A 15,795-nucleotide genomic window follows, 5' to 3' on the forward strand; every position below is an offset into this window, starting at 1 on the left:
GGGCAACCGCTTCTTCTTCAGAGGTCCAATCGGTCGCAGACATGGAGTGTGAGGGGGGAGGGGACAAGAGAAACTGGTTCTGTTCAGAACTCAGTGGACCAATCGACCAGTGCGTAGTTCCGGCAGCAGGAACCAGGGAGCCTTGGGATAATTGTGGTGCTCGCGATGATAGCCAAAATGGTAACAAGCGAGCAGTGATACAAATGGATGGAGATTTAAGCTTTTGATTGAAACTTCATGGCCTCTTTGCTTGTGTTCTTTCCGATGGGGAAGGTAAGTGCCAACAAAGAAAAGTTGTGCGGTGCTGATCAGCAAAGGAAGCAGAAATACCACAGAAACTGTGACAAATGGCTGGCTTTGATGCGGTTGCGTTGTAAGCAGCAGAACCGTGAGAACAAGGATCAGTCGGCTGAGTTGTGCTGCGTTGAGATAGTTGCGCATAAAGCGAACCAACCAAGCCAGCAGAGAACGGTTGTTGGTAGGGCAGAAGTCGGGATCGGCCTCGGATTCAGGCATCCGGTGATGCCGATGGTGCTTCCGTTTGCAGACGTCATAATTGAGGCCGGCATAGAGCCACAAACACACCCGACCGATGCGCTGATTGATCCGTTCATGCCCCGGCACCAGGCTGTTATGCATGGCGTCGTGGGCAAGGATGAACAGGCCGGTGTGCAGAAAGCTGCGGACCAAGACCCAGGCAGTGATCACCAGGGGATGCAACTGATCGAGGTCGAGCTGCAGGCCGATGACCAGGGTCACCAGCCAGGAGATTCCGATCAGTGCTCCCAGCTGGAGACTCCGCTGAAGCATGCCCTTCAGGCTGTCACTTGGCACCAAGCTTGAGCAGTTCAGCGGGTGAGGCGAGCAGGTCAATGGCCACGAAGTAGATCTTGTCGTTCTCATCGAGCAAGAAGCGCCAGGCCACGTTCATGCCCACTTCGCGGCCGAACCAGGGGGTCTGGACCTTGCCGGTGACCTTGATCTGGTTGAAGCTACCTTCTGCCGGTTCGCCGAATCCGCCCTGGGGAATCAGCTTCAGGTTCTGGCAGTCGCGCTTAAAGAATTTGAGAATTGCTTCGCGGCCCACGATCGGACGCTGGAAAGGGGGCTGAAGCGCGCCATCATCGAGGAAGAGATCGATCAGCTGATCGAAATCGTTGGCGTTCAGCAGCTGCATGTAGCTGAGGATCGTCTGGTTGAGAACGCCGGGAATGAAGATTTCCTCGCGTTGTTCCACCGGTGTGGGGGCGACGATCGGCTCGGCCACGATCTTGGCGTCGTCAATGTTGGGATCGAATCCCATGTCGACAACGAAGTTGCGCAGCAGGGTGATCTGCTGGCCCTGCTCCACTTTCTTCACCGCCTCGAGCACGGAGTTGGCGTTGGCGGAAAGTTTGTAGCCCTGGGGGATTGGGGCAACTTTACCCTGGCGCATGTATTCGCCCAGCTCGTACCAGAAGCAGAGCTTCACGTTCACTGACCAGTAGGCGTAGGTGCTGGAGATCGGGCTGTTGATCTTGGCGGCCAGGTCGCACATGACCTTGGTTTGCTCGTCGAAGCTCATCGCCAGGATCTGGTCGAGGATCGGGCGAGCCAGTTGCATCCGTGCCGCGCCGGGGGCGGCCACAGTGATGGTTTGACCCATTTCGAGGTAAGCGAACCAAATCAGGGCGAGTTGGTCTTCTGCCGAGAGCAGCTTGAAGCGAGCGGTGATGGCCGGAACGGCATCAGCAGTAAGGGTGTCCGGGAAAATCTGGCGGGCTTTGTCGAGCGTGAACATCCAGGACGGATTGAGGGAATTTTCGGACTGTAACACCACATTTCGTTACGTAAACAGGTCGCTCTGTCCGGCTTTCTGCTCGTTGTCGAACACTTGCTTCTGCAGGATTTTGGCTGGTGTCTCGCCTGCTGATGGGGTGCTTCTTTGTTCCTGTTTGGTCGGTTTTAAGGTGGAGGCCTACGTCTGCTGGCGCAGTTTCTTGAGTTGATCCTCGATCTGAAAGCGCAACTGCCTCAGGTTTTCAACATTGATCTGGTGTTCGCCTGCACTCCAGTGCTGGGGGTTGGCGACACGAATCTCCAGTTCGCGCAGGCGGGAGCGATCAGATTGCATGGCGAACTCCACAGCCGGATCAAGTCTGTTACCGCTGTTCCTGGCTCGACATGAGTTTTTCTACTGTGTAAGGGGAAAATACTGATTTCCTGCTGAACAAGGCTCAGATGGATCCTGATTCGAGCAGGTGGTCCATCAAGGTGGCATAGAGCTGGGTCTTTATATTCAACAGGCAGGCCTGCTCGTTGGCGTCACCACCGGGCAAGTTGGCGTAGGCCTCCGATACAGCCCGGTGCACAAGACGCAACGTATCTATTTCCACCGAGATGGTGGTGACCATTTGATTATTTTCCATCGTCGTTAGCAACGAAATGAGCTGACTTCAGAGGCCTTGGGATTGCTGGCGCACGATCCAGGCTGAGGCGGCTTGCTGTTGTTTCCAGGCCACCAATAGGTCTTTGGGAATGCTGCTCAGGGCCGCAAGATCATCTGAGTTGTCGATCTCGCGTGAGAATTTCTCGATTTCAAATTTCCGGCTCAGAGTCAACGCGATAGGTTCCATTGGCTTGTGGCTTTATGAGTGGAACGCACCCGAGATTTTTTGTGCGGCAAATTAAAAATGTAGTAGTTGCAATCGATTTGAGGAAAGAATGCTCAACTCAATGCATTGCTGTTATTATAGAACATTTCTGAATCCTGCTGATCACTCAGATCGCAAAGACTTATGGTCTTAGAAAGCGTGTAATAGGCCTAAAGCTGATGCATTTCTCCTGGGAAAAACATCTAGAATTATCTAGGAATGTAGCTGTTGCCTCAGACGAAAATCAGGGTGTAGCTCTTGCGCTGATGGGTGTTGCTCTCACCATGCTGGCCACGGATCTTCTGGGCCATGAGGTGAAGGCCTCAGCCTTGCCGTCTTCCAGGGCTTGATTCAGAGAAAGTCCATCTCGTCTTCATTGGTGTCGTCTTCCCGGGATTGGATCCAGAGGGCTGAGAGCGGAAAATGAAGCAGCCGGCAATTAGGAATTCCATGGGCTTTGGAATTTACTGAAGCCACGATCAGGTGGATTTCAAAGAGAAGCTGTATCAACAGCTGTCGTGCTTCTTGAATTTGGTTGCAGATCAATCCGTTTGATCGTGTTGAGTGATTGTGCTTAATCAGCTCATGCTGATTAAGGTGACACCGGCAACAAACAGCAATACCAGTAACACCAACAAGCCGCTGTTCATCGATTGCTGGCTCGTTTGATCGATTCCATCCCCTGGCGTGCAGCCCGGCGTCCCAGACCCACCGCTGCTTGCGCGGTGCTTTTGATCACATCCTTGGCGGTGCTGCGGACCCGGCGGGGGCTGTGTTGCATGGCATCGGACCAGGACCCTTCCGGCCAGCGAGGCACGCGGCGGCCAACCCGGTCAGCGGAGTTGAAGAAGAGCTCGACGCAGCCGGCTGGCCACAGCTTTCAAGCAACAGCATCAATGTGCTGGCTCCTAATCAATGCTGTTGTGCCAAATGACACGAAGGGGGCGTAAGCGGTATTTCTGGTTGATCCAAAACTTCAGGCTTCATCGACCCGTATAAAACTCACCTTGTACCCCTTGGTGAGCCTTGCTTCCTGGAGGTTGGTGGCGGCATTCAAGGCTGAGCTTTCAAACCACTGGAAGATGTCGAGGTCACGGTCGAGGCTGACCTTCCAGCCGTGATTGGTGGTGATACTGCGGGCGTGGAAGTTAGGGCTGGCACCGAATCCGAACCTGTCGCCGTTGATTGAAGAGTTCACCGAGCGGGAGCTGGAGGTGGTGGCAGGCGTCGCCCGCGGCCTCACCAACAAGGGCATTGACAGCAGCCTCGGCATCTCGGTGGAAACGGTGAAGACCCACGTGGTGAACGCCAAAGACAAATTGGGTGCCGCTGATCGCACCCAGCTGGCGGTGATGGCCTTGCTCTACGGCTTGATCGATCCCCTCGGCTGATTCCTGGGGGTAAGCCTGTTCGGTGATCACGGTCGTTATCTCGCTTCGGTCGGCTTTGCCGGATCCATAGGGTCATCTCGTTGCTTTTTTGTGATGTCCGAAGAAGCCACCAACCAGCAGTTCTGCGGCGGCAAGAAGCGGGCGATGCTCGCCTACGGCTTGGTTCAGATCTCCGCCACCGTGGTGTCTGCAGTGTCGTTGGCGGCCATTGCTGTTGGTTTGTATGCCGTGAAGCAGGAGAGTCGCCTGTTCAACGGCTGCATTGAAGCCGTTGTGGCTGAAGGCCGCTCCCAAGCCGAAGCCGTTCGCTACTGCAACGGCGGTTGATTCCGTCAGAAATTTCGTTCAGATCTGGCTTTTGGACAATTTCCAATTATAGCGACCACGCTGCAGTCAGCAGTTTTGATTGCGCCATGTAACGCTGACTTTGAACTATTTATAAGTTCATCAGCGAGCGTGAAGTCATCGCCATAACTTGAACTGAATTTGATTGGTCTTTCGGATGCCAGCTCTGAAGTACAAGCGGGATTTCATCCACGATCAGCGGGTGTCCTTCGCGTTTGCGAACTCCGCGACTGCCACCAAGAGCGCCAGCTCCAACGCCGGTAGAGCTGCATCCAGCAACGCTGAATACAAGCAGAACCAATGCGCCTCCATGGGCATCGGCATGGGTCCTCGTATCCATGAGGTCTGCCCTTTCTCGGCGGTGAACCACTCCTATGCCGCCACCGGCAGTTCAGCCCTAGAAGCTGCCATCGCTGCGGCCTACAAGCAGGTGTTCGGCAACATCGGCATCTCCGACAGCCAGCGCCTCACCTCCCTGGAAGCCTTCCTCTGTGATGGCCGCATCAAAGTGCAAGGCTTCATGGGCGGCCTGGTCAAGTCCGACCTCTACAAGCAGAAGTTCTTCCACGCCGTGTCGCCCATGCGCGGCATTGAGCTCACCACCAAGCACCTGCTTGGCCGTCCCCCGGTGAGTCAGCAGGAAATCAGCGCTGGCATCCAGCTGATTGCTGACCAGGGCTTCGATGCCTTCGTCGACAGCCTTACCCACTCCGAGGAGTACCTCGAGACCTTCGGCACCGACACGGTTCCCTACCTGCGCGGCTTCAAGTCGGAAGCCCGGGCCGCCTGCTCCACCTTCGTGGGCATGGTTGACCTCACCCCGGCCAACGCCAGCGCCGAGCACGTGATGTACACCGGCCCTCTGCTGGTGAAGCGCCTCACCAAAGACCTCAGCGGCTTCGCTGCTGGTGGCGATGGCGGTGGTTTCTCCGGCGATGGCAGCGGCTTCTCCTACACCAACGCGGTCAAGAACGCCCGTAACAGCGCCCACCGCCGTATGTACGGCGGCAAGTTCAACTACGGCAGCTATTGATCCACTGCCTCAGGCAGCGATCAATAGATCAGTGAACGGCAGGAGGGGCAATCCTCCTGCTTCTTTCATGGGTATTGCTACTCATTGAGAATGATCTCCATTCCCGTAAGGTCGTCACACCCTTTGCCTTTGCTTTGTGGATGCATTATTTCGGGATGTTAGTGCACGAGAGCGGTGAGGTGACGCCCCTGTTTGGCACTGAAATTCTCGAAGTTGCAGTCTCCAAATTCTTTGAATGCTGTCTGAGAGTGGGATACAAGCCCACTGATGTTCATCTGCGGTTGATCAAATCTGCGTCGCCAAAGTTCCCTGCTGAGATCTGTCTGGATAAAAATCTGTTGGTGTCGGGCTACAACCTGCAGGTGGAGAACTATCAATAACCTGCTGATCATTTTTGGGCTGCGGCTGGCTAGTGGGGATGACATCTTGGGGATTGCCCCCATCTGATGCTTCGTGGCCAGCCCCGCCGATGCCGATACCAACCTCAAGCGGGTCCTCGAGCAGCTCAATGAGAACGAGGCGGCTGTTGCCGAGGCGATTAATGAAGCCCGCGCCGAGCACGCTCGCAGTGAACCCCCCCCTCACCGCCGGGCCGGCTCTGCTCGAGCGCATTGATCAGCTGGCCAGCCAGCGCGCTCTCGACAGTCAGGACGCGGCGATCCTCTGCCACTGGCCCGATGCCGCCTCCATCGGCCAGGCCTGATTCGAGCCTAAACACCCGGGCAAGAGCGTGCCCAGCCCGATATTGGCGATTGATGCTTACCTCATTGGCGCTCCGCCGTTTCTGAGCAAGGCCCAGCGGGATCAGGTGGGCGACTGGCACCGCAGCATGGTGAGTGCCAATCCCGAGTACACCGATGCCGTCACCGGAGCGGCCAAGGCCTTTGTGCTGATCGGTGATCTCAATGTTAGTGCCGCCGGGATGGCCTGGCAGACGATCATTCCCGATTTGCTCGAGCAGGGCCACGATCTGGAGTTCAACGTCACCAAGGAACAGGTGACGGCGGTATCGGCCCGCTGGATTGTTGCGGTGGCCGACACCTTCGCGCCACCATCGCTGGACTGACGCGATCGATCGCTGGGTCTGCAGCTGGTTTCCGCCGAATTACCTCCACGAGGACGGCATCACCTATCGGATCCGCCGCGACACCCTCGAGCAGGACTTCACCATTGAGAAAAAGCGCGACGGCGCCTGGGTCGATTGCGGCCTCGATCAGGCGGTGAAGGATGTGAACTTCGCTGAGTTCAAGCGCCTCGGCCTTCTGATCAAGAATGTGATGAACGCCGATCAGTGGCTGGCCTGAGCAGCGTTGAATCGCAGCTGCCGGCCTGCCGCGCCAGGATGTTACGAATTCGTTACGCGTTTTTCATGACCATTGGAGAAATCTTCCTGGAGAGCCTCTCCACCGGGGTGATCACCGAGTACGAGGTGAACTGGTTGGCCTCCCACCAGACCAGCTTTGATCGGTCCGAGGAGGCTGCCGCCATCCGCCTCGGACGTCTGATGGATCAAGGCCAGATCAACCTCGGCTGCCGCATGCCGGAGCCGATGTTGCGTCACCAGGAGGTGTTGGTGGACTGGATCGAACCCCTCGGCCGTCGCCGTCACCGCGCGGTGGCCTGAACCAGCAGGCCGTCCTTTGGGCGTGGGGCTGGGGATCAGCTGCGGCCCCAGGTCTTGATCCGGTTGCAGCTGCAGCTCCACTGCCATCAGCCGGATCTCCAGTTCCGCCAGGGCCTTGCCCAGGCAGACCCGTTCGCCGCCGCCGAAGGGCAGCAGAGTCTGTTTGAACGAGCCATCCAGGTGGCGTTGCGGCTGGAATGCCGCCAGATCGCCGGCCGACGTTGGGCTCAACACCACCTGAATCATGCTGCCTTCGGGAACAGCTACCCCCGCCAGCTCGATTGGCGCCAGGCTGCGCCGGAAGAACCCTCCCACCGGAGGCGTCAGCCGCATCATCTCCAGCACCGTCGCGTCCAACCGTGGTAATGCCGCCTCGCTTGCCAATCCATCGCGCAACCAGCTCTCCAGCTCTGGGTTCACTAGCAGCGCCCGGAACAGGCAGCTCAGCGATGAGGCCGTTGTCTCGTAGCTGGCGAACAGCAACAGCAGCAATAGCTGTTCGGCCAAGTTGTCATCGTCCAGGGGAATGCCGGCTTCATCCAACCCGCCGCTCAGCAGATCCAGCCCGCCTTGGTTGGTCCCCGCTTGGAGCACTGCTTTGATGCGGTTCAGCAGCCGTTGGCGTGCCGCCATCACCTTGGCAAAGGGGGTGCCGGGAATCGCTAGCGGAATCGAGAACAGGGCCCGGGTCCAGATTTCGAAGTCGACGAACAGGGCATCACGGCTGGCGCCATCCAGTCCCAGCACCGTGGTGGCGATCACCGCAAAGGCGAAGCGCCGCATCCGCGCCGCCAGCGGCAGCGGTGTGTTGGTTGTGATCAGCTCCTGGCAGAGCTCCGCTGGATCGATGGGGTGCAGCGCGCCAGTGCTGCGCTGGAGAACAGTTACCCCACTACCCGGCGCCGGGCTTTGTGCCCCGGCCCACTGCGGTTGGCCAGCGATTGGCTGCCCAGCAGTTGCCGCACGCTTTCGGACCACCAGCCCTCCAAGGCAGGAGGTCGCCGATGGCCCGTTCGCCGCGGATGAACACCATCCGCTGGACCAGCAGCTTTGTTTCGAACACATCGCCATGGGCCTCAAAGCGCCGCTGGGCGAAATCCGCCTGGGTCAAGAAGGCCAGGATTTCCCCCAGTCCGCTGACGGCGCCCGTGCTGGAGAGGGGGCTGGTGGCCATGACAGAGCTCGGCGTGAGCTGCCGTTCTAGGGCTGACGGTGTTGCAGGCGCTGGCTCTCAAATGGTGTGCTGCGCGTTCTCTGTGGAACTCAAGTCCCTGGTTGTGGTGCTGGTCGCTCATCTGATCAGCGCGGGCTTGTCGAAAACCGTTGCCGCCCAGAAGGCGTGCAACAACAGCCGCTGGGCTGTTGCGGGTTTTCTCTTTGGGCCGTTGGGTCTGATTGCTGCCGCGGGCATACCGGACCGTCATCAGATCGTTTATCTCCGCTACCTGGCCGAGCAGCAGGGTTACCAACCCCGCCATGCCTGTGGTGGCCAGAAGGGCGAGACCGACGCCTGAGCCTTCGTCTCAACCAGTTCAGCGGCAGCGCTGAAAGCGAACAATGCTGCGGGTGAGGCCTTCCTCGGGCCAGTTGGGCATCATCCGCCAGGGGGTATGCACTGTGAGCACGTCATCTTCGATCGCGAAAAAGCGAGTCTGTTCCGTGCCCACCCACTCCGGATTCCAGGCCATATCCACCTGGATGATCGTTGGATCACCCAGGTGGATGCCGGTATAGACGATCATGCTATTCAACAGGACCGATCGCTCCTCGGCGCTGCTCCCCGGTTGGCGATCCTCTGCCGAGAACATGAAGGAGAGACGACCCTCCGGCGTGAAGATCACATAGCCGCTGGGGTTCCCGCCCATCGGTGCAAAGGTGTTGCCGTTGGATTTTTGTTCAATGTCGTAGCTCAACAATTACCACGCGCCATGAACGGTGGGAGAGGTGATGGGTTGGGCGGGTCGAAGTGATACGTCCTGATCGAGACCCAGGCCGTGGTTTCTGAACTCGGTTCCGGTTTGAGATGCACCACCCGTTGTTGGGTTGTGCTCACCAACCATCCATGCCCACCTTGATCAGGTTGTGATTGTGCTGGGACTGGGGGTTTGTCATCTCAATTCATTGTCGAGCCCAACAGTTTGACGCTGAGTGCTGTGTCAAACCATCCACACATGCTGATTTTTGGTTTTCACAGCAAATCAACTGAATTCAGTTCTTTTTCCCCTTGTGACCAGCACAATATTTGCTCTAATAGAAAAGTCACGATTACACAGACCCATGCTTACCGGAGCTGAATTGCTCAACCGCGTCAAGGAACTTGGCGATTGCGCCAAAACAGATCTAGCCAGAGGTTGTGGCTACGTCGTCAAAAAGAAAGACGGCTCTGAACAGGTGAAGTTCACCGCGTTCTACGAGGCTTTGCTGGAAGCCAAGGGCCTCTCTTTCTCCACCGGTGGATCCGCTGTGGGTAAAGGTGGCCGCAAGCTTTCCTACAAAGCTGTGGTTCAGGGCAATGGCAATCTGTTGATCGGCAAGGCTTACACCGCCCTGCTCGAACTGCAGCCCGGTGATGAATATGAGATCAAGCTGGGACGCAAGCAAATCCGCCTGATTCCCGTTGGTGGCTCCGAAGAAGAGGATTGATCACCGGTTCAGCAGAAACACCATTTCCCCCGTGGAACCTAAGGGAACCACGGGGAATTTTTTTGGCTCCGATGCCCTATCAACCCACCAAGGAGCATCTAGACCATCACATTCCAGACGCGTTCAAGAGCATCAACACCTTGATGCGTCAGCTGAAGCAGGACATCGGCATGGATGACCGTTACATCGCCCTGATGCTTGATGCTCTGTCGCGGAAGTATTCCTCCAAGCAGCCGAGCCGTGATGGTTTCGGCTTCCGCTGAACGTCAAGCGGCTGGCTGAGCAACCTGTTGCGGTCAAGCTGTTGCTATCAACCGGTGGGAAAGCGTCTCCTTCCCCTCAATGAAACGACTCCTGCTCGTCCACAACCTGGTGCACGGTCAGAGCGTTGTGCATGAGCTGGACGACAAGGATTTCGCTGTGGAACTGGTGGAAGGCGATCCGGAGACCGACGATCAGGGCGAGATGGATGTGGAGAGTCGCTTTTTCATCCGCGTCGACAACGAATGAGCCCTTATACGTAGCTCAGCACAGAGCTGATCGATAGGGCTGGATCAGCACTATTGCGAAGGTATTCGTTGGTGGAAGGTGATGGCAACGCGCTACGTGCTTCGGACGAGGGAGGTCATCCACTCCAACCGCAACCCTGAGGAGCTCGACGTCTACTGTTACCGAACCGGCGCCAGCGAACACACCTGTCTGCTGCTCTCCGATCAATCCGAAGCAGATTTCCTGCTCCGCTACGGATCAGACGAGTTGAGTGTGGCCTATTGACGTCGCTCGGATCGTGGCCTGAATGGGTGGGCATCAAGGCAACGCCATGGACGACGTCAGGCTGCAACAGCTGCTTCAGGAGGCAGAAGAGCATCTCCGTGCCCGCAGCTGCCGTCAGCGTTATGAGCGCGCTGTGGTCCGTCTGCCCGACAGCCGCCGGGGCATCTGGTTCGGTGATGACAAGCGTGCGGCTTAAGGCGCGCCGTTGACGAGGAGGGCTGGCACCAGGGGGGCGTGCAGCAACTCAAAGACGGAGTCGATGCGCTCAACCTCCACTTGCGATATCGAGAGCATCAAGGCCAGCAGGTCGAGCCGCCGCCGCTCCTCGGTGGAATAGGGCCCATCGGAGCGCATCAGTTCTGAGGCCATGGCGTAGGCCGTAAGCGCTTGATCGGCCGTGAGCGCCTTGGCGGCCTCCAGCATTAGCGCCTTGCTACCCCGCTCCAGCCGCATGGCCAGCACCGCATCCATCAGCAGCACCACCTCGTTCTCACTCATCCGGCAGTAGGGCTCGCGGTAGTCGAGGGCATGCCGGAACGCCCTGGCCCCAGCACGGCTGAGGGTGTCGTCCCATGACACCGCGATTAGGCCAACGGCCGCAAAAGCAATGACGACATTCATCGGGAATGGCGCAAGCGTTAACCAACTGTCAACGGATTGCCGCGATCGCCGTTTTTAAAAGCGCAACAGGCCGCTGTAGATGAGTCGTTTCACCTAGTTGGCCTCTCGCGTCATTCTGGCAGGTGCTCCACGGCCACATGCATGAACCGCTTCACCATGGCGATCGGCCAGCTTTCCCGCTGCAGGTCTTCAGCAACCAGCTCTTCCAGCAGCTGGTTCGAATGTTGCATGGTGGTCATGGGTCGACAGCACTGCTTCGGGCCTAACCCACCCAGGCTGTGTTTCGCCACCTTGATTTCGTTGCATTCGGTTGGCATGCCTGCAGCGCTGTTGCCAGTTTGAAAGGATGAAACAGACTTCCCTGCTGCAGCGTATCGGCACCTACCTGCTCGGGTTGGTGGATGAGTACTGGGCCATGCGTCGTCCCTGGCAGTACGGCGCCAAGCAACCCCAATGCGGGCTGCAGTGCGATGGCGACCATTGCGAGCGCGTTGACTGAGTCGGCTCCGCAACGAGCACATCAACCAGCTTCGATGGTTTTGTCTTCGCCAGCAATGCGCCTTTACACGGGTTGCCGTCGCTGATCGTCCCCACAACAGTGTGGTCAGCAATGGAGATGAGATGGAGTTCAAAAGCCGCATTTTTGCCACTTCGCGCGGGTCCACCATCGACGCCATCGGCGACGGCAAGTACCTGGTTTGCAATCCGGCCTATTGCTTCATGGTGCATGGCCTCCGCCAGGCCCATGAGGCTGTGCAACGTCAGGAGAAGCCCGCGCTCTGAGCCATGGCGGAGTACCGAATTCACTGCAAGCACTGTGGCTATGAGGGGCAGGCCAACTCCCGTTGGATCCCCTTCGTGCAGGTGGAGAAGCGGGGGCAGGATTGCCCCCATTGCGGTCGCCCCACCCTGCTTGAGCCCTGGTGCACGTTGCGGGCTGAGACGTCCATGCCCGACTACTAGAAGGTCTGCCAGGTGCTGGTGAGCCACTGGGGAGCCACGCTCCACCAGATGGCGGTCGCCACAAAAATCGCGGTGAGGCCGATCAGGCTGGTGATCAGCTCCTCCTGCCTGTTGTCGGAGCGAAGTTTCTTGGCTTTGCCCACGGTTCCCCTTGGATGCTTCCCTCGGTGTAGGACTTCTGTTCAGCATTGGCCATCGGTCAAAACACGCTGCCGTAGCTCTGGCGATGATGGGTTCAGCGTCAAGGCCCGATGAGCACTGCCACGTTTGCTGAGTTCGCCGAACGGGCTGACTACTCCCTGTTGGAAGTCCTCACACCTGATCCGGAGGCGACAGCGGATGGCGAGGACCATCGTCCCCGCCAGGTGCTCTCCGGTCACTACGTGCCGGTGATGCCCACCCCGATCCCCGAGCCCCAATACCTGGCGCATAGCCGCAGCTTGTTCAGCGAGCTTGGCCTCAGCGACGACCTGGCCCAGGATGACCAGTTCCGCCGCATGTTCTCCGGCGATCTCGGTGTGGCCACCGGTCTGATGAGGCCCTGGGGCTGGGCCACCGGCTATGCCCTTTCGATTTACGGCACCGAATACACCCAGCAGTGCCCTTTTGGAAATGGCAACGGCTACGGCGATGGCCGAGCCATGTCGGTGTTCGAGGGTTTGTTTGAGGGGCGCCGCTGGGAGATGCAGCTCAAAGGCGGTGGTCCGACGCCCTACTGCCGTGGTGCCGATGGGCGCGCGGTGCTCCGCTCCAGCGTTCGTGAATTTCTGGCGCAGGAATTCATGTATGCCCTCGGCGTGCCCACCTCCCGTTCGTTGACGCTCTACGTCTCCCATGCCGAGACGGTGCGTCGCCCCTGGTATTCCGAGAACTCACGCTCGACGGATCCGGACGTGATGGTCGATAACCCGGCGGCCATCAGCACTCGGGTGGCGCCATCGTTTCTGCGGGTGGGTCAGCTGGAGTTGTTCGCCCGCCGTGCCCGCAGTGAGGCCCATCCCCGGGCGCACCAGGAGCTGCACATGATCGTGACGCACTTGATCGAACGCAATTACCGCCAGGAGATCGATCCCGGCCTGCCGTTCAGTGATCAGGTTGTGCTGTTGGCGCGCTTGTTCCGTGACCGCCTCACGGCCTTGGTGGCCAACTGGATTCGTGTTGGCTACTGCCAGGGCAATTTCAACAGCGACAACTGCGCTGCTGGTGGCTTCACCCTCGACTACGGCCCGTTTGGGTTCTGCGAGTTGTTTGATCTGCGCTTTCAGCCCTGGACCGGTGGCGGCGCCCACTTCTGCTTCTTTAACCAGCCGGTTGCCGCGGAGGCCAACTACCGCATGTTCTGGAAATCCCTGCGCACGCTGATGGAGGGCCAGGTGGATGCCCAGGCCCAACTGGACCAGTTGCTGGAGAGCTTCCCCGCCGCCATGCAGGAGGCCATGCAACGGATGTGGAGCAGCAAGCTTGGCGTACCCAGTGCCGACGACGCTCTGGTGCGTGAGCTGTTGCAGCTCCTGGTGGACTCCAGCGCCGATTATTCGATGGTCTTCCGCCGCTTGTCGGATCTGCCCGAGCAGATCGATCCGCTGCGGGACTGTTTCTATCTGCCCCTTTCGGCGTCCCTCGAATCCCAGTGGTACGACTGGTTGCTGCGCTGGCGTGCCCAGTGGCCCTGTGGCGTTGATCCGGCCCTGATCTCCGCTGGCATGCGGCGGATCAATCCGGCAATCACTTGGCGAGAATGGTTGATCGCTCCGGCCTACCAGCAGGCAGCCGAAGGCGACACCTCCTTGATGGCTGAACTGCAGCAGCTGTTCAGCACGCCCTACGAGACCCCTTCCCCTGCATTGGCGGCCCGCTACGACCGCTTGAAGCCGCGGGAGTTCTTCAGCGCGGGTGGGGTGTCCCACTACAGCTGTTCGTCTTAACCGCAGACGACGTTCTGGAGTTCTGGTTTCAGCAGTGCCGTCCTTGGCAGTGGTTTCGTCGCTGCGACAGTTTTGATGACCTGGTGCGAGAGAGATTCGGAGAGGCCGTTGAGCCCGCTCTCGCTGAAGAGCTGGACCACTGGAGCTGTGAGCCCAGCAGCGGTCTGACCCTGGTGCTGCTGCTGGATCGGTTCACCTGTCAGATCGGGCGTGGCCAGCTCCACGCCTTCGCCGGAGATCCTCAGGCTCTGCAGCTGAGCCTGGAGGCGATCGAGCGGGGATGGATCACAGCGGAATCACAACGACCGCGGCGGCAGTTCTGGCTGATGCCGCAGCTCCACAGCGAAGACATCAGCGTGGTGAGTGCGGTGATCCCCCTGCTGGAACAGCACGTAGATGAAGCCACCGCGAACGTTGCCCGCCGCCATCTCATCCAGCTACAGCGCTTTGGTCGCTATCCCCATCGCAATGCTGCTCTTGGACGGGCGAGTTCACCGGAGGAAGTGTTGTTTGTGCAGCAATTACAACGTTGATTGTTCCTCGGCTTCATCCTTCATCAGGCGTAGCGCCGCATTCATCACGGCAGCTTTCACCGCCCGGCGCTCGAGTCCCTGGCGTTCGAAGTGACGGACGATGCGCGATAAATCCCACCAGACGGCCACTTCCACCTCATCCATCTCGTTGGCGACGTGGAGAGTCATGCTTGCGTTGGGTCCTATTTCAGCTGTAGCCCTTTGTCAGCTGTGCCTGAGGCTCCTGCTGAATTTAGTTGCAATTCCGCCTAATGGTCGTTCGTGGCTACTAAGCAAGTAGTTGCCCCCTTCACCTTGCGGCACTATTTGATTGTTTGGACGTTCCCGACAGTTGAGGGCGCTTGGGAGTCGTGCCCTGGTTTTGCGGACTACATCAATTCGGGAGCACCTGGCGATGCGTTCGATGGCTTCGCTCTCAAATACCGCGTCTGTGAACCGATCAGCGGTAGTGGTGTCGCCATTGCCGTTGCCAGTGACATCGGCAAGGTGTGGGCGCATCTCGGCCCCTGGATCAAGGACTTCGGCATTCAGTTCGAGGTCACCGCCGTGGTTTCGGATGCTGAATTTGCTGCGATGTGGCCGATGGTGGAAGCTGCAGCATCCGTCGAGTAAGACGGCTGACCACCAGACCCTAGCCCGGCTTTGACGCTTGCCTTGCTTGAGCCTCTGCTGTTTCTCGCTGCGGCTGGTTCGGCTGCAGCGGGATTGTTGATCCTTCAGTTGGGGCTGCAACGGATGTTCGCTGTTGCACCGCGCTTAAAGGCGGCTCGGGCCGTTGCTGCTACAGAAACCTCGCTGGCCGTGGTGATCCCCGCCTTTAACGAGGCCCACAACATCGAAGCCTACGTCGCCAGCGTTCTGGCCAGTGAGCCCCCCTGCCGGGATGGGTCGGTGTTGGTGGTGGATGACGAGTCCACCGATGCAACGGTGGAGAACGCCATTCGCGCTGGCTCTGCAGCGTCCCACTTCCGCCTGATCCAGGCCGGCCCCAGACCCGTCAACGAACGCTGGGTGGGCAAGAACTGGGCCTGCAGCAAGGCCGTTGACCAGGTCTCCAGCGATTGGTTGTTGTTTATCGATGCCGATGTTCGGCTCAAACCCGATGCGCTTCAACGGGCCCTTGCACAGGCCCTTGATGATGAGGCCGATCTGCTGAGCCTCGGCTTTCCCATCCTCGAAACCAACGACCCGGCATCGCCGGTAGCGTTTGCGGCGGGGCCTTTCATGTTATTCAAGGCCTCCACCTACGCGCAGATCGGTGGCCACCGGGCCTTGGCTGGCGAGGTGGTGGAAGATCTGGCCCTCGCCCG

32 protein-coding genes and 2 pseudogenes are annotated in these 15,795 nt (G+C 58.7%); 20 read left to right on the forward strand and 14 right to left on the reverse strand.

The window, feature by feature from the left end:
• Window positions 1–90: 90 nt before the first annotated feature.
• The 7 genes from ACGVJ8_RS10580 to ACGVJ8_RS10610 form a co-directional block, all read right to left on the reverse strand.
• Window positions 91–759 carry a fatty acid desaturase gene (locus ACGVJ8_RS10580; RefSeq protein WP_392347919.1) on the reverse strand — a complete coding sequence of 223 codons (669 nt, stop codon included), beginning with the start codon at window positions 757–759 and terminating at the stop codon, window positions 91–93.
• A gap of 64 nt (window positions 760–823) precedes the next feature.
• Entirely contained in the window at window positions 824–1,780 is a 957-nt protein-coding gene (locus ACGVJ8_RS10585) for an orange carotenoid-binding protein (RefSeq protein ID WP_392347921.1), read from the reverse strand.
• A gap of 177 nt (window positions 1,781–1,957) precedes the next feature.
• On the reverse strand, window positions 1,958–2,113 hold the full coding sequence (locus ACGVJ8_RS10590) for a hypothetical protein (protein ID WP_392347923.1): 156 nt from the start codon (window positions 2,111–2,113) through the stop codon (window positions 1,958–1,960).
• A gap of 103 nt (window positions 2,114–2,216) precedes the next feature.
• On the reverse strand, window positions 2,217–2,393 hold the full coding sequence (locus ACGVJ8_RS10595) for a hypothetical protein (RefSeq protein WP_392347925.1): 177 nt from the start codon (window positions 2,391–2,393) through the stop codon (window positions 2,217–2,219).
• Window positions 2,394–2,435: 42 nt separating this feature from the next.
• A complete protein-coding gene (locus ACGVJ8_RS10600; RefSeq protein ID WP_392347927.1) occupies window positions 2,436–2,600 on the reverse strand; it encodes a hypothetical protein in 165 nt (54 codons plus the stop codon).
• A gap of 679 nt (window positions 2,601–3,279) precedes the next feature.
• Window positions 3,280–3,450, reverse strand: a complete 171-nt coding sequence (locus tag ACGVJ8_RS10605; protein WP_392347929.1) for a hypothetical protein — start codon at window positions 3,448–3,450, stop codon at window positions 3,280–3,282.
• 159 nt (window positions 3,451–3,609) lie between these two features.
• Window positions 3,610–3,831, reverse strand: a complete 222-nt coding sequence (locus ACGVJ8_RS10610) for an MIT C-terminal domain-containing protein (protein WP_392347931.1) — start codon at window positions 3,829–3,831, stop codon at window positions 3,610–3,612.
• On the opposite strand from ACGVJ8_RS10610, the gene ACGVJ8_RS10615 reads away from it, so the two are divergent.
• The 3 genes from ACGVJ8_RS10615 to ACGVJ8_RS10625 all read left to right on the forward strand — a co-directional run bounded on the left by ACGVJ8_RS10615 (window position 3,815) and on the right by ACGVJ8_RS10625 (window position 5,402).
• Window positions 3,815–4,024, forward strand: coding sequence for a response regulator transcription factor (locus tag ACGVJ8_RS10615; protein WP_392347933.1), 210 nt, complete (start codon window positions 3,815–3,817; stop codon window positions 4,022–4,024). The two genes, ACGVJ8_RS10610 and ACGVJ8_RS10615, sit on opposite strands and share 17 nt — an antisense overlap.
• A 93-nt stretch (window positions 4,025–4,117) precedes the next feature.
• A complete protein-coding gene (locus tag ACGVJ8_RS10620) occupies window positions 4,118–4,351 on the forward strand; it encodes a hypothetical protein (protein ID WP_392347935.1) in 234 nt (77 codons plus the stop codon).
• Between the two features lie 175 nt (window positions 4,352–4,526).
• Window positions 4,527–5,402, forward strand: coding sequence for a phycobilisome rod-core linker polypeptide (locus tag ACGVJ8_RS10625; RefSeq protein ID WP_392347937.1), 876 nt, complete (start codon window positions 4,527–4,529; stop codon window positions 5,400–5,402).
• Between the two features lie 285 nt (window positions 5,403–5,687).
• Here ACGVJ8_RS10625 and ACGVJ8_RS10630 read toward each other — a convergent pair whose 3' ends face one another.
• Window positions 5,688–5,963 (reverse strand): hypothetical protein, encoded by a 276-nt coding sequence (locus ACGVJ8_RS10630; protein WP_392347939.1) that lies wholly within the window; start codon window positions 5,961–5,963, stop codon window positions 5,688–5,690.
• 7 nt (window positions 5,964–5,970) lie between these two features.
• Between ACGVJ8_RS10630 and ACGVJ8_RS10635 the strand changes: the two genes are divergently transcribed.
• The 4 genes and pseudogenes from ACGVJ8_RS10635 (at window position 5,971) to ACGVJ8_RS10650 (ending at window position 7,026) form a co-directional block, all read left to right on the forward strand.
• Complete coding sequence (locus ACGVJ8_RS10635; RefSeq protein ID WP_392347941.1) at window positions 5,971–6,105, forward strand: hypothetical protein; 135 nt, start codon at window positions 5,971–5,973, stop codon at window positions 6,103–6,105.
• Window positions 6,106–6,132: 27 nt separating this feature from the next.
• Window positions 6,133–6,468 (forward strand): hypothetical protein, encoded by a 336-nt coding sequence (locus tag ACGVJ8_RS10640; RefSeq protein ID WP_392347943.1) that lies wholly within the window; start codon window positions 6,133–6,135, stop codon window positions 6,466–6,468.
• 12 nt (window positions 6,469–6,480) lie between these two features.
• Window positions 6,481–6,706, forward strand: a pseudogene (locus tag ACGVJ8_RS10645) (hypothetical protein).
• A gap of 65 nt (window positions 6,707–6,771) precedes the next feature.
• On the forward strand, window positions 6,772–7,026 hold the full coding sequence (locus tag ACGVJ8_RS10650) for a hypothetical protein (RefSeq protein ID WP_392347945.1): 255 nt from the start codon (window positions 6,772–6,774) through the stop codon (window positions 7,024–7,026).
• Here the strand turns inward: ACGVJ8_RS10650 and ACGVJ8_RS10655 are convergent.
• Window positions 7,008–8,200 (reverse strand): annotated as a pseudogene (locus ACGVJ8_RS10655) (cytochrome P450). The gene ACGVJ8_RS10650 and the pseudogene ACGVJ8_RS10655 sit on opposite strands and share 19 nt — an antisense overlap.
• Between ACGVJ8_RS10655 and ACGVJ8_RS10660 the strand changes: the two are divergent.
• Window positions 8,199–8,540 carry a hypothetical protein gene (locus ACGVJ8_RS10660; protein WP_392347947.1) on the forward strand — a complete coding sequence of 114 codons (342 nt, stop codon included), beginning with the start codon at window positions 8,199–8,201 and terminating at the stop codon, window positions 8,538–8,540. The pseudogene ACGVJ8_RS10655 and the gene ACGVJ8_RS10660 overlap by 2 nt on opposite strands.
• Before the next feature lie 18 nt (window positions 8,541–8,558).
• Here ACGVJ8_RS10660 and ACGVJ8_RS10665 read toward each other — a convergent pair whose 3' ends face one another.
• Window positions 8,559–8,939 (reverse strand): lipocalin-like domain-containing protein, encoded by a 381-nt coding sequence (locus tag ACGVJ8_RS10665; protein WP_392347949.1) that lies wholly within the window; start codon window positions 8,937–8,939, stop codon window positions 8,559–8,561.
• Between the two features lie 364 nt (window positions 8,940–9,303).
• On the opposite strand from ACGVJ8_RS10665, the gene ACGVJ8_RS10670 reads away from it, so the two are divergent.
• From ACGVJ8_RS10670 to ACGVJ8_RS10690, 5 genes are all read left to right on the forward strand, one after another.
• Window positions 9,304–9,669, forward strand: coding sequence for an AbrB family transcriptional regulator (locus ACGVJ8_RS10670; protein ID WP_186497647.1), 366 nt, complete (start codon window positions 9,304–9,306; stop codon window positions 9,667–9,669).
• Between the two features lie 71 nt (window positions 9,670–9,740).
• Window positions 9,741–9,932, forward strand: coding sequence for a hypothetical protein (locus tag ACGVJ8_RS10675; RefSeq protein ID WP_392347952.1), 192 nt, complete (start codon window positions 9,741–9,743; stop codon window positions 9,930–9,932).
• 79 nt (window positions 9,933–10,011) lie between these two features.
• Window positions 10,012–10,179 carry a hypothetical protein gene (locus ACGVJ8_RS10680; RefSeq protein ID WP_170951960.1) on the forward strand — a complete coding sequence of 56 codons (168 nt, stop codon included), beginning with the start codon at window positions 10,012–10,014 and terminating at the stop codon, window positions 10,177–10,179.
• A gap of 81 nt (window positions 10,180–10,260) precedes the next feature.
• Window positions 10,261–10,443 (forward strand): hypothetical protein, encoded by a 183-nt coding sequence (locus ACGVJ8_RS10685; RefSeq protein WP_392347954.1) that lies wholly within the window; start codon window positions 10,261–10,263, stop codon window positions 10,441–10,443.
• 22 nt (window positions 10,444–10,465) lie between these two features.
• Entirely contained in the window at window positions 10,466–10,639 is a 174-nt protein-coding gene (locus tag ACGVJ8_RS10690) for a hypothetical protein (RefSeq protein WP_006851083.1), read from the forward strand.
• On the opposite strand, the gene ACGVJ8_RS10695 is transcribed toward ACGVJ8_RS10690, so the two are convergent.
• Window positions 10,636–11,064 carry a tellurite resistance TerB family protein gene (locus ACGVJ8_RS10695; RefSeq protein WP_392347956.1) on the reverse strand — a complete coding sequence of 143 codons (429 nt, stop codon included), beginning with the start codon at window positions 11,062–11,064 and terminating at the stop codon, window positions 10,636–10,638. The genes ACGVJ8_RS10690 and ACGVJ8_RS10695 overlap by 4 nt on opposite strands.
• A 110-nt stretch (window positions 11,065–11,174) precedes the next feature.
• Window positions 11,175–11,303 carry a hypothetical protein gene (locus tag ACGVJ8_RS10700; RefSeq protein ID WP_392347958.1) on the reverse strand — a complete coding sequence of 43 codons (129 nt, stop codon included), beginning with the start codon at window positions 11,301–11,303 and terminating at the stop codon, window positions 11,175–11,177.
• A 107-nt stretch (window positions 11,304–11,410) separates the two neighbouring features.
• On the opposite strand from ACGVJ8_RS10700, the gene ACGVJ8_RS10705 reads away from it, so the two are divergent.
• From ACGVJ8_RS10705 to ACGVJ8_RS10715, 3 genes are all read left to right on the forward strand, one after another.
• Window positions 11,411–11,563, forward strand: a complete 153-nt coding sequence (locus ACGVJ8_RS10705) for a hypothetical protein (RefSeq protein WP_392347960.1) — start codon at window positions 11,411–11,413, stop codon at window positions 11,561–11,563.
• A 122-nt stretch (window positions 11,564–11,685) separates the two neighbouring features.
• Window positions 11,686–11,847 (forward strand): hypothetical protein, encoded by a 162-nt coding sequence (locus ACGVJ8_RS10710; RefSeq protein WP_170950619.1) that lies wholly within the window; start codon window positions 11,686–11,688, stop codon window positions 11,845–11,847.
• Window positions 11,848–11,850: 3 nt separating this feature from the next.
• A complete protein-coding gene (locus tag ACGVJ8_RS10715) occupies window positions 11,851–12,027 on the forward strand; it encodes a hypothetical protein (RefSeq protein ID WP_392347962.1) in 177 nt (58 codons plus the stop codon).
• Here ACGVJ8_RS10715 and ACGVJ8_RS10720 read toward each other — a convergent pair.
• Window positions 12,024–12,170: a hypothetical protein gene (locus ACGVJ8_RS10720; RefSeq protein ID WP_392347965.1), complete on the reverse strand. Its 147-nt coding sequence runs from the start codon at window positions 12,168–12,170 to the stop codon at window positions 12,024–12,026. The genes ACGVJ8_RS10715 and ACGVJ8_RS10720 overlap by 4 nt on opposite strands.
• A gap of 108 nt (window positions 12,171–12,278) precedes the next feature.
• Here ACGVJ8_RS10720 and ACGVJ8_RS10725 point away from each other — a divergent pair, with 108 nt between their 5' ends.
• Window positions 12,279–13,952 carry a protein adenylyltransferase SelO family protein gene (locus ACGVJ8_RS10725; protein ID WP_392347967.1) on the forward strand — a complete coding sequence of 558 codons (1,674 nt, stop codon included), beginning with the start codon at window positions 12,279–12,281 and terminating at the stop codon, window positions 13,950–13,952.
• Between the two features lie 14 nt (window positions 13,953–13,966).
• Window positions 13,967–14,485 carry a DUF924 family protein gene (locus ACGVJ8_RS10730; protein ID WP_392347973.1) on the forward strand — a complete coding sequence of 173 codons (519 nt, stop codon included), beginning with the start codon at window positions 13,967–13,969 and terminating at the stop codon, window positions 14,483–14,485.
• On the opposite strand, the gene ACGVJ8_RS10735 is transcribed toward ACGVJ8_RS10730, so the two are convergent.
• Window positions 14,474–14,653, reverse strand: coding sequence for a hypothetical protein (locus ACGVJ8_RS10735; protein WP_392347969.1), 180 nt, complete (start codon window positions 14,651–14,653; stop codon window positions 14,474–14,476). The two genes, ACGVJ8_RS10730 and ACGVJ8_RS10735, sit on opposite strands and share 12 nt — an antisense overlap.
• 126 nt (window positions 14,654–14,779) lie before the next feature.
• Between ACGVJ8_RS10735 and ACGVJ8_RS10740 the strand changes: the two genes are divergently transcribed.
• Both ACGVJ8_RS10740 and ACGVJ8_RS10745 read left to right on the forward strand, forming a co-directional pair.
• The gene (locus tag ACGVJ8_RS10740) at window positions 14,780–15,097 is read left to right on the forward strand and encodes a DUF3303 domain-containing protein (RefSeq protein WP_392347975.1); all 318 of its coding nucleotides are present in this window, start codon (window positions 14,780–14,782) and stop codon (window positions 15,095–15,097) included.
• A gap of 30 nt (window positions 15,098–15,127) precedes the next feature.
• A partial coding sequence (locus tag ACGVJ8_RS10745) for a glycosyltransferase (RefSeq protein ID WP_392347971.1) occupies window positions 15,128–15,795 on the forward strand: 668 nt, incomplete at its 3' end.

The sequence above is a fragment of the Parasynechococcus sp. genome, assembly GCF_042954245.1.
Taxonomy (GTDB): domain Bacteria; phylum Cyanobacteriota; class Cyanobacteriia; order PCC-6307; family Cyanobiaceae; genus Parasynechococcus.